Consider the following 15,570-nt stretch of genomic DNA (forward strand, 5'->3'; position numbering starts at 1 on the left):
TTTTGAAGCTTGTTTCCGATCCAGCGATCGCCAAAAAAATTCAGAAGATGAACCAGCGCGTCCGCTGGCAAGATCCTTTAATTAAACAGCGGGGTATTGACCAAACTCAGCTTGTACTAAAAGATGGTCAAGCTGATACTCCTGAATTTTCGTTTTTGGTAGTGGGAGATAGCGGTTCTGGTAGACATGGCGGACAAAATCCCCAAAGGCGAGTAGCCGAACTGGCGTTACCTCATCTAGATGACTGCCGTTTTATGCTACATACAGGCGATGTCATTTATTTAGTTGGGTCGAGTGAATATTATCAGCAAAACTTCATTCAACCTTATAAAGAATATCTTGTTGGTGGTGAACATCCCAAAAAGATTGCTTACGACAATATGACTTTCCGTGTACCGATTCTCCCTGTACCGGGAAATCATGATTACTATAATTTGCCAGTTGTTTTTAACTTGCTATCAATTACAACATTACCAATTCGGCGGTTATTGCGATCGCGCCTGGATATGGATGTTGGTTTACATGGTTCAGCAACAGGTGATGCTTATGCTAAAGCATTTCTTGATTACCTCAAGGCATTTAAATTTCCTGGCGATTTAGACCGACACTTAGACACACACTACACAGCCAAAACAGACACAGGCCGTTGTTTAGCTTATCAACCAGGACAGTTTACGCGGTTGCCCAATCGTTATTACACTTTTCGTTATGGTGACATTGACTTCTTTGCTTTAGATTCCAATACATTCAACAATCCACCACCAATACCAGAAACCGCCGCAGGCGACGCAGAACGCATCACTTTAGAACAACGCCGCCAAGACTTTGAACAAGAGAAACAGCAAATCTTAGACAAATCCAGCCAGTTAAATCCTGATAACCCTAACGAAGCCGAATATTTAGATGATTTATACGTCAAACTGTCGCAAATTGAAGAACTAATTGTTGATATTGACAAACAATTAGCACCGCAACAAACAGCCGACACCGATATAGAACAGTTGGAATGGTTGAAAAACAAATTAATTGCATCTTGGCATAACTCCCAAGTGCGCGGACGAGTCGTTTATTTCCATCATCCTCCCTACGTCACCGAAGCAACCAAATGGGAACAAGGACAAACATTAGCAATTCGGACTCGCTTGCGTGAAGTATTTAACGCAGTAGCAGAAACAGTTGGTGATTTGCCTCAAAATCGTCCTGTAGTGGATTTAGTCTTAAACGGCCATGCTCATTGTTTAGAATATCTGCAAACATATAACACTGGACACGCAGATTCTTCAATGAACTGGATTGTGTGCGGTGGAAGTGGGTTTAGTTTGCGCCGACAAAGAACTGAAGGCGCTGATTTAGTTGAGGAAAATAAATTAATTGCGCGATCGCATTTATTTGTAGGTCGCAACGGTCATGGTTCTACAAAACGCCGTCCTTACTCATGTTTGCGAATTGATGTCACAGGCAAAAAACATCCTCGATTTATTGTCCGCCCGTTAGTTGCCGAATGGTATCAAAGAGAATGGCATAATTATCAAATAGAGCCTTTTATGATTTGATAATTAATTAACCGTAGATCGACTTAGATATAAAACTGCGGCGTTGTATGAATGTCTCACGCAGAGACGCGGAGGCGCGGAGAGGATAAAGAGTTTTACATTTAATTCATTCAGTGACTTTCTTCTCTTTCTTAGCGCACTTTGCGTCCTTTGTGGTTCGTTTAAAAAATTCCTCTAAACTACGACTTTCGGAAACCTACTTTACCCCCTAAGAAAGTGTCAACTAAAGAATTTAGTAACTAGCGTAGAAAGTAAGCCAGTTGCTTTTTGAGTAACTGGAATTCAACGAGCATGAGTGAGAAAATACTATGCTTCAAATTTTCGAGAATTCTTTAGGGTTACATTGGCTGGGTAATGGATTAGTAGCCATAACTAGAGTTCAAGAACTACTAACTCCCGAACAAGCATCATTAGTTTTTTCTGGGCCTAAATTTTTAGTTTCATTAGTGGCTGGTGTCTTAATGGCATTTGCCTTTCAACTATTACTAACTAACTTTGCAATCGCTTTCAAAATTTCTGCCACAGGAGATGATTCATCTTCTAGTGATGATGACGAAAGTTTAGGTACTACAATTCGTAAAGTAGAAAATAAAGTTGGATTTTGGGCATTAATTAGCGTTACTATTGCATTATTTATTGCTTGCTTTTTAGCAGTAAAACTCAGCTTAATTGAGAGTGCATTTTTAGGCGCAATTATTGGTGTAGTTATCTGGTCAGCTTACTTTTCAATCATAGTTTGGTTTGGTTCCTCAACTGTTGGTTCCTTAGTCGGTTCAGTTGCGAATACTGCTAATGCTGGTTTGCAAGCATTAATGGGAACTGCAACTAGCGCGTTGGGTGCAAACCTAGCACAAAAGCAGATGGTTTCTACAGCGGAAGATATTACAGCCGCAGTCCGCAGAGAATTAACATCTGGTTTTGATGTTGACAGTATTCAAAATACGCTGCAAACTTCATTAAGTAATCTGCCAAAACCGCAACTAGATTTTAAAGATATCCGTAGCCAATTTGATAAAATATTCAGCGATATAGATTGGAAGTCTATCCCTGAGAGTGATTTGGCGCAAAATTTCAATCGTCAAACCTTTGTTGATTTAATTAGCGATCGCACAAATTTCTCTAAAGCGGATATCAATAAAATTGCTGACCAATTAGAAGCAGCTTGGAAACAAACTGTTAATCGACGCAATCCTGCACAGCAAGTAATTGACTTACTCACATCAGCAAGTCCCGAAGAATTGCAATCAGATAAATTAGGCGATCGCTTGCAAGAATTGGTAACTGTTGGCGGTAACGGTAATGGTAGCAATGGCGGTATCAAGCAAGCCATCCAATCGGGATTAACTGCTGCTTTACCAATAGTTTTAGAAAAAGTAAATACTTCCAATCTAGATGTGAACAAAATCACCAATCAGTTGCAAAAACTCAAAGATAAAGTTCAAGATTTAGATATTGAGGATATTACTCACCAATTGCAAGAAACGATTGAAAAAACTACTAAAGGCAAAGGTGATTCATCAAACTCTCATTATCGCCAAGATATAGAAGCTTACATTCAAAATTCTTTACCTTGGCACTTTAACCGCATCACCATTAAAGATGAATTCCGCGATGTCATCTATGACCCGCAAGCAGATGCGTCCACTATGCGCCGTGAATTAGAAAGATTAAATCAAGAAGAGTTTACTAATTTGCTAATTCGCCGCAGTGATATTAGCGAAGTCAGAGTAAAAGAAATTGCTCAACAGATGGAAGAAATTCGCCAAGAAGTTTTAGAAACTTTGCAACAGGCGGAAGCAAAAGATAAAGGTCAAGATTTACGGAACCGTATTGAAAATTATTTGCGTTCGACTGGTAAAGAAGAACTGAATAATGAAGCTGTTGAGCGAGATTTTACTAATTTACTCACAGAATTGAAGACTGATGTTGAAGATTTAAATGAACGCTTACAGGGATTTGACCGCAATGTATTGCAACAAGTCCTATTGCAGCGTCAAGACTTCAGTGAAGAGGAAGCGAATAATCTCTTAAATCAGCTAGAAAATATCCGGGGTTCTGTCTTAAACCAATTAGAAGAACAAGGGAGAAGCAAAACAGAAGAACTACGGCAAAAAGTAGAAGACTATCTCCGCAATACTAATAAGGAAGAACTCAATCCTGAAGGTATTCGCCGTGATTTCAGCACTTTAGTGCAAGACCCCCAAGCGGGATTTAACTTGTTAGGTAAGCGTCTATCACAGTTTGACAGGGATACTTTAGTTAAACTGCTAACTCAGCGTCAAGATTTAAATGAAGATGAAGTGAATCAAATTCTTGATCAGCTTGAAGCCGTGAGAGATAATATCTTGCAAACGCCGCAAGCTGTAGCCGACAAAGCTAAAGAACAGTACGCACAAACCACAACTAAAATTGCTGAATATCTCCGCAACACCAACTTAGAAGAACTCAACCCCGAAGGTATCCGCCAAGATTTGGAAAAATTGCTGGTTGACCCGAAAGAAGGAGTATCTGCAATCCGCGATCGCTTGTCGCAAGTTGACCGAGAAACTTTAGTTAAACTCGTGACTCAACGCGGTGATTTAAGCGAAGAACAAGTTCAAAAAATCATCGACCAAGCGCAAGATGCAATTCAAGATATTATCAAAGCACCGCGCCGCTTGGCAAAACGTACGGTTCAGCGAGTTGTCGATTTTGAAGCAAATCTCGAAGATTACCTGCGTAACGCCAATAAAGAAGAACTCAACCCCGACAGTATCAAGCGTGATTTACAATTGCTGTTGCGCGATCCTCGCGCCGGAATTGGTCAATTAAGCGATCGCTTTTCTCAAGTTGACCGTTCCACAATTGTGGCGTTATTATCCCAACGTGAGGATATTTCGGAAGAGGAAGTTAACCGCATTGCCGATCAGATAGTATCTGCGCGTGATTCGATAGTCAAACAATACCAGCAGATTCAGCAAGGAATTAAATCAGCCACAGATCAGGTAACAGGGAGAATTCGCAATTACCTTAACTCCTTGAATCGTCCTGAACTTAATTATGAAGACATCAAACATGATTTTGCTAAATTGTTTGATGACCCCCAAGCCGGATTTGAAGCCTTGCGCGATCGCCTGAGTCATTTTGATCGTGATACTTTAGTCGCGTTGATCAGTTCACGGGAAGATATTTCCCAAGAAGATGCTAACCGCATTATCAACCAAATCGAAGCCGCCCGCGATAGCGTCCTGCAACGCGCCGAACGCATTCAGCAAATCACCAAGGAACGTTTACACAGCATTAAACACCAAGCGAAAAAACAAGCCGAAGAAACCAAGAAAACCGTTGCTAACGCCGCTTGGTGGCTATTTGGGACAGCACTCACCTCTCTTGTCGCCAGTGCGATCGCTGGTGCGATCGCTGTAACAGGTGTAACTATCTCTGCTATTGGCTAGTTTCCATTAGCTCTAAAATTAATGCTTTTAACAACAAGCTGATAGCCATTACCCAACAGTTACCAAAATTACGTCTGGGTGATGGCTTTTTCAATTGCCGCTATTACTGATGAGCAGGAAAAATAAAGTAAAAATTTTACTATATACTCTGTATAGTTACTTAGTTATTGAATTTTAGTTTGATATTGAGGAATTTAAAAATGTCTACCGAAGCGCATATAGTTGCTGACATTCAAGAAAATGAATTTAATACGCTTTTAACTCAAGAAAAAATTCTAGTTGTTGATTTTACTGCTACTTGGTGCGGCCCATGTCGCCTCATCAGTCCGTTGATGGAACAACTTGCAGAGGAATATCAAGGACGCGCCAAGGTCGTTAAAGTAGACGTAGATAACAACAAACCACTATTTAAACAATATGGTCTCCGCAGCATTCCCGCTGTTTTAATCTTCAAAGATGGTGATTTAGTCGAAAAAATTGTTGGGGTTTCACCTTACGAAGAGTTCAGCGGCGCTGTGGAAAAGCTTCTTTAACTATGGTGAGCTTAAGGGGTTGTGAGAGAAGTCTAACTCTGTCAAGTTGGAGAGTTGACAGAGTTCTGGTGGCAGAGTGCTGAGTTGATGATTAGAGAGATCTAACTCTGTTAGCTTGTCCTTGGCAGCTTGTTCAATAATTTGCAACAGTTCTGTCACCTGCAAACCCCACTTCCACTCTGTAGCTATATTTACCAGAATAGTGTAACAGTGTGGAAGTGGGGAGTAGGGAGTGGAGAGTAGGGAATGGTGTAGTTAAAGTCATTTAGATTAGAATCTCAACGAGTATTCAAGGCTTGCTCACCAAGTTCAAATACTGGTTAATGAGAATAAAAGACTCATCGGCGAGTATCAAAGGTTCGACTGTGAGTATTAAAGACTCGCTCACGAGTATCAAACACTCGTTCACGAATAGTAAAGACTCATCCGCGAATATCAAACACTCACTCATGAGTATCAAAGACTCTTACGCGAGTATTAAACACTCGTTCATGAGTATCAAAGACTCATTTACGAATATCAAATACTCACGAGCGAATATCAAACACTCACTTATGAGTATTAAACATTCTTCCGCATTTGCTTATTCTGCTTGTAAAAAAACATTCTTCTGAACTTTAAGCACATTAGCTTACCCAGCTTGCTCACGCATCTTCTGGCATAATTACAGAAATCAATTGATTACGATTCTTGCGATAAATTCTAAAATCGCTATCAAATGTGAGCAATTCACTTTTAGGATAAAGTTGTGTCATCCTCACCAAACAAGCATCTGCTAACGACATTGGCACAGATTGATATTGCCGTAGTAATTCTTTAATCTCTGCTGCTGACTCACTTAAATGTATGGGAATTAAAATGTTTCCGGTACTTAGTAAAGACATCACCGCTTCTTGACCACCGTAGATATTTCGCAACAAAAAACAAGTCTCAACAATTACAGCTTCACAAGTAAGTAATGGTTGCCCAATTGTCGCTAAGGTATTGATTACCCAGTCATGAAGATGCTCTCTGCGATTAATAAAAGCTACTAATGGCCCAGTATCGATGATGACTTGGTGCTTCATTCACTCCCTAAACCTTCAAGATATTGTTTGTTTGTAGCTAAATCACCAGGGCCACCGTCAACACAACCAGCAAGTTGTTGAGCAGCACTCAAAAATGAAATAGGTTCCTGATGTTCTTGGTTTGTATTTTGTCCTGCTATCTTATTTTGCAGAAACTCAATAAAATCCAAAACCTCTTGTTGCTGTTGTGGCGGGAGCGATCGCATTTTTTCAGTAGCAGTTTGTATAATGCTCAAGGCAACCTCCAGAAGTTATCCATCTTTTTTGAAAATGAAGGAGAAAAGCCAGCACAACTGTGTGGTTGTGCTTAAGCTTAATCTGTATTCTCAATTAACTTGAAACCCCAAGGTCTTAAAGCGGCGATCGCAATTTCCAGATCTACCCCTTCATAAGCCTCCCATTCATAAGGATGATCTTTTGGGTGTCCATCACCGACATTACCTGCAACTTTGACTACCGGAAAATTCGCCACGCGATCGCGTTCTAGGCGTTTTGGGACTACAAGCCGAATTTTATGGCCGATAAACTTCGTTGTACTTGCATTCGCTACAGATTCCCGGATTAAACAGATATCACCAGCCTTTCCCCAAGTAGTTTCATAGATGTAGAGAAAAGATATATAAGTGGCTGGTTTGATGGGTCTTTTTATAACTGACATTATCTGTAATCCTTACAAGATGCGTGAAAAATCATACAACTGCTGTCTATACAATAGCTACAGCCATTTTAATTTTAAAACTCTAATCAAAATAACGTTTATAGCGTTTTGCTAACAACCGTGGAGAAATACTAAATAACAATATCCTTAATTTCGTTGGTCAGCCGATGCTCTGCACCTTTTGTACGTAAATCAAGATTATAAGCGATCGCCCATTCTCCCCCACAATTATGGAAAATAATAAATTAAGTCGAGCATCACAATACTCACTACATTTCCTCATTTCTTCTAGGAAAATATGACTCATCCTTTCCTTGAACGCCTGCGTAGTCCTGATAGCCCAGTTCTTGTTTTTGACGGGGCGATGGGGACTAACTTGCAAACCCAAAACCTCACCGCTGAAGATTTCGGCGGCGCACAATATGAAGGTTGTAACGAATATTTAGTTCATTCAAAACCCGAAGCCGTTGCTAAAGTGCATCGTGACTTTCTCGCTGCTGGTGCTGATGTCATTGAAACCGACAGTTTTGGCAGTACCTCAATTGTATTGGCAGAATATGACTTAGCAGACCAAGCCTATTACCTCAGCAAAAAAGCCGCTGAACTTGCCAAAAGCGTCGCCGCTGAATTTTCCACACCAGAAAAACCTCGGTTTGTTGCGGGTTCCATCGGCCCAACAACCAAACTCCCCACCTTGGGACATATTGACTTTGACACAATGAAAGCGTCTTTTGCTGAACAAGCCGAAGCCCTAATTGATGGTGGTGTGGATTTATTATTGGTTGAAACTTGCCAAGATGTGCTGCAAATCAAAGCCGCACTGAATGGGATAGAAGAAGCTTTTGTCAAGAAAGGCGATCGCCTACCTGTGATGGTATCCGTGACAATGGAAAGCATGGGGACAATGTTGGTAGGTACAGAAATCAGCGCTGTCGTGACAATTTTGGAACCTTACAACATTGATATTCTCGGTTTGAACTGTGCCACAGGGCCAGACTTGATGAAACCACACATCAAGTATTTGGCAGAACATTCGCCGTTTGTGGTTTCTTGTATTCCTAATGCGGGTTTACCAGAGAACGTTGGCGGCCAAGCACACTACCGCTTGACACCGCTAGAATTACGGATGTCATTAATGCACTTTGTTGAAGATTTGGGTGTCCAAGTGATTGGGGGTTGCTGTGGGACACGTCCAGAACACATTCAACAATTGGCAGAAATCGCCAAAGAGTTAAAGCCAAAAGTGCGACAGCCAAGTCTGGAACCTGCGGCGGCATCAATATATACTACTCAGCCTTACACTCAAGACAATTCTTTCTTAATTGTCGGAGAACGTCTCAACGCCAGCGGTTCTAAAAAGTGCCGCGATTTACTCAACGCCGAAGACTGGGACGGATTGGTATCTATGGCGAGGGCGCAAGTCAAAGAAGGCGCACACATCCTAGATGTCAACGTCGATTATGTCGGGCGTGACGGTGTGCGAGATATGCACGAACTTGTTTCGCGCATTGTGAATAATGTTACCCTACCCTTAATGCTCGACTCCACCGAATGGGAAAAAATGGAGGCTGGGTTAAAAGTTGCGGGTGGTAAATGTTTGTTGAATTCCACCAACTACGAAGATGGCGAACCGCGCTTTTTAAAAGTGCTGGAGTTAGCGAAACAATACGGTGCGGGTGTAGTCATTGGCACTATCGATGAAGAAGGTATGGCGCGGACAGCCGAGAGAAAATTTGCGATCGCCCAACGTGCCTATCGTCAAGCTGTAGAATACGGCATTCCTCCCACAGAAATATTCTTTGATACCTTAGCCCTACCAATTTCTACGGGGATTGAAGAAGACCGAGAAAATGGCAAAGCCACCATTGCAGCCATTCGCCGCATTCGCCAAGAATTACCAGGATGCCATGTAATTTTGGGTGTCTCAAATATTTCCTTCGGACTTTCCCCCGCCGCGCGTATTGTCCTCAACTCAGTGTTTCTCCACGAAGCGATGGCTGCGGGAATGGATGCAGCAATTGTCAGCGCCAGCAAAATCTTACCACTGTCTAAAATAGACCCCCGTCATCAAGAAATTTGCCACCAACTAATTTATGATGAACGGAAATTTACGGGTGATGTCTGCGTTTACGATCCTCTAGGAGAGCTTACCACAGTCTTTGCTGGGGTCAGTGCCAAACGTGACAAAGGCGTTGACGAAAATCTCCCCATTGAAGAAATTCTCAAACGCCACATCATCGACGGTGAACGCATCGGTTTAGAAAAGCACCTGACAAAAGCCTTAGAAGCATACAAACCCCTGGATATTATCAACACTTTCTTGCTAGATGGCATGAAAGTAGTCGGTGAATTGTTTGGTTCAGGACAAATGCAGTTACCCTTTGTTTTGCAGTCGGCGGAAACCATGAAAACGGCGGTGGCTTACTTAGAACCGTTCATGGAGAAATCCGAAGCGGGTAATAATGCTAAAGGAACCGTAATTATTGCCACAGTTAAGGGTGATGTCCACGACATTGGTAAAAACCTAGTGGATATTATCTTATCTAACAACGGCTACAAGGTAATTAACCTCGGAATTAAACAGCCAGTAGAAAACATCATTGACTCTTACAATCAACACAAAGCTGATTGTATTGCCATGAGTGGTTTGCTGGTGAAGTCCACAGCCTTTATGAAAGAAAACTTGGAAGTATTCAACGAAAAAGGAATTACTGTCCCGGTAATTTTAGGCGGTGCAGCGTTAACACCTAAGTTTGTTCATGATGATTGCCAAAAAGCCTACAAAGGTAAAGTGATTTATGGCAAAGATGCATTCTCTGACTTGCATTTCATGGATAAATTAATGCCAGCCAAGGCTGCAAATAATTGGGATGACTTGCAAGGATTTTTGGATGAAGTCATTGATGAACTAGAAACTACTCAGCACTCAGCACTCAACTCTCAGCACTCAACTCTCAGCACTCAGCACGGGCTAAACGCCCCGCTACCACTAACAGCACTCAGCACTGAAGTAGACACCCGCCGTTCCGAAGCCGTCTCGGTAGATATTGAACGTCCCACGCCGCCATTTTGGGGAACCAAGTTATTACAACCTGCTGATATTCCTTGGGAGGAAATATTCTGGCATTTAGATTTACAGGCTTTGGTTGCGGGACAATGGCAATACCGTAAACCCAAAGAACAATCCAAAGAAGAGTATCAGGCTTTCTTGAATGAGAAAGTTTACCCAATTTTAGAAACTTGGAAACAGCGAATTATTGAGGAAAATTTGTTACATCCTCAAGTAATTTACGGTTATTTTCCTTGTCAGGCTGAGGGGAATACATTGTATGTGTATGAAACGAACCACTCAGATGCACAGGTAAAAACAAGCTTTGAATTTCCCAGACAGAAGTCTTTAAGAAGGCTGTGCATTGCAGATTTCTTTGCACCGAAGGAATCAGGGATAATTGATGTCTTCCCGATGCAGGCGGTAACTGTGGGGGATGTGGCTACAGAATTTGCTCAAAAGCTGTTTGCAGATAATCAATACACAGATTATTTGTATTTCCACGGTTTAGCGGTACAAGTAGCCGAGGCGCTGGCTGAGTGGACACACGCCAGAATTCGCCGCGAGTTAGGTTTTGTTGCTGAGGAACCTGATAATATTCGGGATGTTTTAGCGCAACGCTATCGCGGCTCACGCTATAGTTTTGGTTATCCAGCTTGCCCGAATATTCAAGATCAGTACAAGCAGTTGGATTTGTTGGAGACTGGCAGAATTAATCTATATATGGATGAAAGTGAACAGCTTTATCCCGAACAGTCTACAACGGCGATTATTGCTTACCACCCAGTAGCGAAGTACTTCAGCGCATAACGTAACTAAGGGTGTAGGGGTTGAGGTGTGTAAGGGTCTAGGGGGAAGAAAATATGCGTTTTCTACCATACTCCTTATACCTTTTATTCTCTAATTTTCTTTATTCCTTATACCCTTACGCTCCCACACCCTTACGCCCTTTTTCTCTTACGCCCCTTATTCTGATAGATAGAATCTAGTCTTGTAGTATTTAGTATGGCGTGCTAAAAGTGTGTAGTTGAATTCTAAATAAGAGGTCACAACTGTGTCTCTTGAATGTTTATACTGCACTAACAGTACCTCAAAATTCAACTGAATGCTCTGTAAGGAAACATGGTCAAAGCAATGTCTGAAAAGTTTGAAGAAAGATCATTCCCGGAAGAACCAGAAAAATTTTATCCCACACAACACCTAAAGGTCTATCAAACGAGTGATGCGGGACAGCTATTAATTTGTGAGTGTCGTCACTGCTTGACTCCATTATCTATTGACGTGGTTTTTCTCACACCACAAAATTCTAAACCTAAACCAAAAAATAAACCTGATACTCAGCAAGATGATGTGATGAAATGTCCAAATTGTGGACGAGTTCCCATCTTTTTAGAAGGCTGTGCTGTGCAGTCTATTGACCAACTACCTTCTTCACCGTGGAAATAGTTTTTTACCCAATCATGCAATTTGATTGAGTATCAGAAAGTGCTGAGTATAAATCCACGAACTACGACTGTTGTAGATGATGAAATTATGATTGGTATTCCTGTCAATTTGGCAGGTAATACAAAAATCATGATGAGATTACTGAGAAATATCAGGTGTTGCTATATACAAGATTACAAATATACTTGAAAACGTCATATTAATATTTATATGGGTCATAACAAAACCTAGTTTACTTGTAAACATACCTTGGTATCACAAAAATCAAGGTATTTATCCCACTTTTCGTATTGGCTAAAAATTTCTATGATTCCCCAGGAAACTGATGTAAAAGAAGCTAGTGCGTCATCAAAAATATGGCGTAGTTGGCGAGAAAATTTAACTTTAGTAGCGATCGCTTTATTATTGGCAGTGTTTATCAGAACTTTTGTGGCGGAACCTCGCTATATACCTTCTGATTCTATGGTGCCTACTTTATATGAAGGCGATCGCTTAGTGGTAGAAAAACTTTCTTACCATTTTCAAGCTCCCGCCACTGGGGATATTGTAGTTTTTCAAGCCCCCGCAGAATTGCAACGTCGCGGCTATCCCAAAGACCAAGCCTTTATTAAACGGGTAATTGGCACACCAGGAGAAATTCTCAAAGTTGCTGATGGCAAAGTTTATCTCAACAATCAACCGTTGCAAGAAGATTACATCGCCGAACCGCCAAATCAGCCATTCCCCGCCGTACAAGTCCCTGCTGATGAATTGTTTGTGATGGGAGACAACCGTAACGATAGCAATGACTCTCGTTATTGGGGATTTCTACCAAGACAAAATATTATCGGTCGCGCAGTGTTTCGCTTTTGGCCGCTTAACCGCATTGGATTTATTTAACAGTGAACAGTTATCAGTTAAATCTTTGGGTTTAAGTCCTTCATTATACACTCATGATTTCCGTTCACTGGTTTAACTACGGAAATTTCCCTTCCCGCACCTCTACAGCGTAATCCTGTACAGCTTGAGTGATGATCTCCCGCAGGTTGGTGTAAGTTTTGGCAAATGGTGGTTGCTTGGCGGAAAGACCGAGAATATCGGAAGTAACTAATACTTGGCCATCACAGTCAGCCCCCGCACCAATCCCAATTGTGGGAATGCTGAGTTTTTCGGTGATATTTCTTGCCAAATCTGCGGGGATATGCTCTAAGACAATAGCAAATACACCTGCTTGTTCTAAGGCGATCGCTTCATTTAAAATTCTTTCTGCTTGTGCTTCGGTTTTGCCTTGTTGGCGCAAACCCAGTTGATGAACTGATTGCGGTGTCAAACCCACATGACCCATCACGGGAATTCCCGCTTGGACTAAACGTGCAATTGTCTCAACCATCGCTGGGTAGCCACCTTCTAATTTAACGGCTTGCGCTCCAGTTTCCTTCAATATTCTGCCGGCTGAGTGCATGGCTTGGGCGACGCTTTCTTGATAAGTCAAAAATGGTAAATCAACCACAACTAAAGCGCGTTTTACACCACGACGCACAGCTTTAGCATGAAATAGCATTTCCTCTAGGGTGATGGGGAGTGTAGTTTCATACCCTAAAACTACAGCCATCGAGTCCCCAACTAAGATTAAGTCTACACCAGCCGCGTCGATAAGTTGGGCGATCGCATAATCCCAAGCTGTTAAAGCTGTGATCGCTCGTCCCTGTTGTTTCCATTGAATTAATTGCTGGGTAGTAACTGGCATAGAGGTTACAGGTTAAAGGTTACAGGGTATAGGTGATAAGTGACAGTTCCTTACTGTAACCTGTAACCTATCACCTGTTCCCTCATTTCACTGCGCGACTAAAAGCAAGATGAGGTTTTGCACCGTTCATTTTAGGCATTAACCAAGCTAAACCTTCACTAGTACCTATCCATAATTTATTACCGATATCAGGTACAAGGGCAAGAACTCGACTAGAAGGAAGTCCCGCAACTTGATCTAAAAGAGCGCCTGTATGTGGATTTAATCGCAACAAACCATTGTTCGTCCCGACCCAAACGCTACCATCTTGAGCAAAGTTTACTGCTGTGACATTTCTTCCCCGCAATGGAGTTACAGACCGTAGTACTTTATCTGTTTTTGGATCAATCACTAGTAAATTATTCGCCATTCCTGCCCAAATTAAGCCTTCGGGACTAATAGCTAAAGTTTGTACGGTCGTGCCAGGCAAACCGTCAATCCGCTTCATAATATAAGCATTGGTAGTATTTATCCTTACCAGCCCATCTAAAGTTCCCACCCACAATTGACCTTCCGCATCTAAAGTTAAAGTGTTGGCGCTGACTCCAGGCAAATTTTTCACAGTCGTCATAATTAAGCCTTGGTCGGGACTAATTAAGGCTAAACCGCTATCAGTTCCCACCCACAAATAGCCCCGCTTGTCAATTAACATCGATAACACGCGCTTGGAAGGTAAAAACAAATTTTGTGCCGTAATCTCATTAGTTCTGGGGTCAACTCGCATCAGTCCTTCATACGTTCCCACCCACAAACGCCCTACTTTATCTTGAGCTAAAGCACCAATAGCAATATTCGGCAAATTTACACGCGCCAATATCTTACCTGTCTTGGGGTCAATCCGTGATAGTCCCCGCCAAGAACCCACCCAAAGATTACCTTTAAAATCTTTCAGCAAGTTACTCACACGGTAATCTGTTTCTATCGACCTTTCTTCTATAATCCGTTCATCAGGTAAAGGTTTGACTTGTGGCGGTGGTGCAGAAGCTGGGTAATAAGGAACTAACTCAGATGGCTGAATATCTGGAGTTTTCGGTGATAGAGTCCCATTTGTTTGCGCCTTGGCTGGTTTTGTCATCAGGACAACGCCAATGTTTGGCAAAGTGATTAACCCCAGCAAAATCGCAGTCATCAAAAAACTAGTCTGCTTGCGAAACAATACCACGGTGACATTTCCTCAAAAGACAGTAAGTTTAGCCATTGCCTAAACTGGCTGGCGGTTAAACTCAGTGTTCCCTTTGTTGATATTGTTTAAATCGTCTTCAAGAATTTTTCCCAGAAATTACTGAGTAGGAGTCAATGGTCAATAGTCTTTTGTACTTTTCCCCTACTCTTCATCCTAGTGTTCACATTTCTATACAGTTCAAGATGACTTTTGTAACATACTCCCCATCCTAGTACAGGTCGGCGTAAGTAAACAGACCATCTGGAATTGCTAAAAGGCTTGTTTATCACTATTCTTTCTTTTTCCTTTTGACCTTTTACTTTTGCCTTGTTGTACTAGTGTTCACATTTCCATACAGTTAGACGAAACATTTGTAAATTAGTTGTAACAAAATGTTTAAATCTTTATGTAATAACAAATTTAAATATATAAGTTAAAAATTTTCAAAGAATAACTTATGCAATTTATTGATATATTGTGAGACAAGTTACAAATTACGTTGTGTGCAATATTGTCTTTCGCTCACTACTCGACTAAATCAACATCCAGCAAAATTCTCTCCTGGTCTGTTTTCTATAAATTGAGAACACAGCAGGAGTGCGGATGCGGAGATGTTAGCTAGAAAGCTCATTTCCTAGAATAACCGGATATCAAAGAGAATAATCTCATACTTTCTGCAAAGTAGAGAGTTTTTGGTGAGGCTGAGAAAGTTTAGCGAGTCAAGAGGAATAAATAAAAGAAATTTTTTCATCCAACAAGGGCGCAAGCGCTAGGACATGAACTCCTGGTTCTACATAACACTGGTGAAAAGTCAAGTGTTAATAAAAGTAAAACTGCTGCCCTTTAGCGAAGACGACCTCTAAAAAAATGTGCCTAATCTTCTCCTCTGTTGATGCGGGTAAG

12 protein-coding genes are annotated in these 15,570 nt (G+C 41.5%); 6 read left to right on the forward strand and 6 right to left on the reverse strand.

The annotated features are described in order from the left end of the window. Positions 1–2: 2 nt before the first annotated feature. The 3 genes from NCWK1_RS02335 to trxA all read left to right on the forward strand — a co-directional run bounded on the left by NCWK1_RS02335 (position 3) and on the right by trxA (position 5,520). Positions 3–1,553 (forward strand): metallophosphoesterase family protein, encoded by a 1,551-nt coding sequence (locus NCWK1_RS02335; protein ID WP_103123585.1) that lies wholly within the window; start codon positions 3–5, stop codon positions 1,551–1,553. A gap of 308 nt (positions 1,554–1,861) precedes the next feature. After that, a complete protein-coding gene (locus tag NCWK1_RS02340; RefSeq protein WP_103123586.1) occupies positions 1,862–4,987 on the forward strand; it encodes a hypothetical protein in 3,126 nt (1,041 codons plus the stop codon). Between the two features lie 200 nt (positions 4,988–5,187). Further along, a complete protein-coding gene (gene trxA, locus NCWK1_RS02345) occupies positions 5,188–5,520 on the forward strand; it encodes a thioredoxin (protein ID WP_103123587.1) in 333 nt (110 codons plus the stop codon). Here trxA and NCWK1_RS02350 read toward each other — a convergent pair whose 3' ends face one another. The 4 genes from NCWK1_RS02350 to NCWK1_RS02370 form a co-directional block, all read right to left on the reverse strand. After that, positions 5,521–5,679 (reverse strand): leucine-rich repeat domain-containing protein, encoded by a 159-nt coding sequence (locus tag NCWK1_RS02350; RefSeq protein WP_245894804.1) that lies wholly within the window; start codon positions 5,677–5,679, stop codon positions 5,521–5,523. A 485-nt stretch (positions 5,680–6,164) separates the two neighbouring features. After that, positions 6,165–6,587, reverse strand: coding sequence for a type II toxin-antitoxin system VapC family toxin (locus NCWK1_RS02360; protein ID WP_103123588.1), 423 nt, complete (start codon positions 6,585–6,587; stop codon positions 6,165–6,167). Beyond that, on the reverse strand, positions 6,584–6,823 hold the full coding sequence (locus NCWK1_RS02365; RefSeq protein ID WP_015112704.1) for a DUF2281 domain-containing protein: 240 nt from the start codon (positions 6,821–6,823) through the stop codon (positions 6,584–6,586). The genes NCWK1_RS02360 and NCWK1_RS02365 overlap by 4 nt, the downstream gene beginning before the upstream one ends. 77 nt (positions 6,824–6,900) lie before the next feature. Continuing rightward, positions 6,901–7,245, reverse strand: coding sequence for a hypothetical protein (locus tag NCWK1_RS02370; RefSeq protein ID WP_103123589.1), 345 nt, complete (start codon positions 7,243–7,245; stop codon positions 6,901–6,903). 298 nt (positions 7,246–7,543) lie between these two features. Between NCWK1_RS02370 and metH the strand changes: the two genes are divergently transcribed. The 3 genes from metH (at position 7,544) to lepB (ending at position 12,619) form a co-directional block, all read left to right on the forward strand. Then, entirely contained in the window at positions 7,544–11,104 is a 3,561-nt protein-coding gene (gene metH / locus NCWK1_RS02375) for a methionine synthase (protein WP_103123590.1), read from the forward strand. A 324-nt stretch (positions 11,105–11,428) separates the two neighbouring features. After that, positions 11,429–11,740 carry a hypothetical protein gene (locus tag NCWK1_RS02380; protein WP_146033931.1) on the forward strand — a complete coding sequence of 104 codons (312 nt, stop codon included), beginning with the start codon at positions 11,429–11,431 and terminating at the stop codon, positions 11,738–11,740. Positions 11,741–12,046: 306 nt separating this feature from the next. Beyond that, positions 12,047–12,619, forward strand: a complete 573-nt coding sequence (gene lepB / locus NCWK1_RS02385) for a signal peptidase I (RefSeq protein WP_103123591.1) — start codon at positions 12,047–12,049, stop codon at positions 12,617–12,619. Positions 12,620–12,695: 76 nt separating this feature from the next. Here lepB and panB read toward each other — a convergent pair whose 3' ends face one another. Then, on the reverse strand, positions 12,696–13,466 hold the full coding sequence (gene panB / locus NCWK1_RS02390) for a 3-methyl-2-oxobutanoate hydroxymethyltransferase (protein WP_096580504.1): 771 nt from the start codon (positions 13,464–13,466) through the stop codon (positions 12,696–12,698). An 82-nt stretch (positions 13,467–13,548) separates the two neighbouring features. Beyond that, a complete protein-coding gene (locus tag NCWK1_RS02395; RefSeq protein WP_422730835.1) occupies positions 13,549–14,634 on the reverse strand; it encodes a ligand-binding sensor domain-containing protein in 1,086 nt (361 codons plus the stop codon). Positions 14,635–15,570: the final 936 nt, after the last annotated feature.

It is taken from the genome of Nostoc cycadae WK-1, assembly GCF_002897135.1.
Classification (GTDB): domain Bacteria; phylum Cyanobacteriota; class Cyanobacteriia; order Cyanobacteriales; family Nostocaceae; genus Nostoc_B.

Bases quoted from the DNA above. Each gene is read 5' to 3' on its own strand.
- NCWK1_RS02340 (WP_103123586.1), top strand. From the start codon at position 1,862: ATGCTTCAAATTTTCGAGAATTCTTTAGGGTTACATTGGCTGGGTAAT.
- trxA (WP_103123587.1), top strand. From the start codon at position 5,188: ATGTCTACCGAAGCGCATATAGTTGCTGACATTCAAGAAAATGAATTT.
- NCWK1_RS02380 (WP_146033931.1), top strand. From the start codon at position 11,429: ATGTCTGAAAAGTTTGAAGAAAGATCATTCCCGGAAGAACCAGAAAAA.
- panB (WP_096580504.1), bottom strand. From the start codon at position 13,466: ATGCCAGTTACTACCCAGCAATTAATTCAATGGAAACAACAGGGACGA.
- metH (WP_103123590.1), top strand. From the start codon at position 7,544: ATGACTCATCCTTTCCTTGAACGCCTGCGTAGTCCTGATAGCCCAGTT.
- NCWK1_RS02360 (WP_103123588.1), bottom strand. From the start codon at position 6,587: ATGAAGCACCAAGTCATCATCGATACTGGGCCATTAGTAGCTTTTATT.
- NCWK1_RS02370 (WP_103123589.1), bottom strand. From the start codon at position 7,245: ATGTCAGTTATAAAAAGACCCATCAAACCAGCCACTTATATATCTTTT.
- lepB (WP_103123591.1), top strand. From the start codon at position 12,047: ATGATTCCCCAGGAAACTGATGTAAAAGAAGCTAGTGCGTCATCAAAA.
- NCWK1_RS02395 (WP_422730835.1), bottom strand. From the start codon at position 14,634: ATGACTGCGATTTTGCTGGGGTTAATCACTTTGCCAAACATTGGCGTT.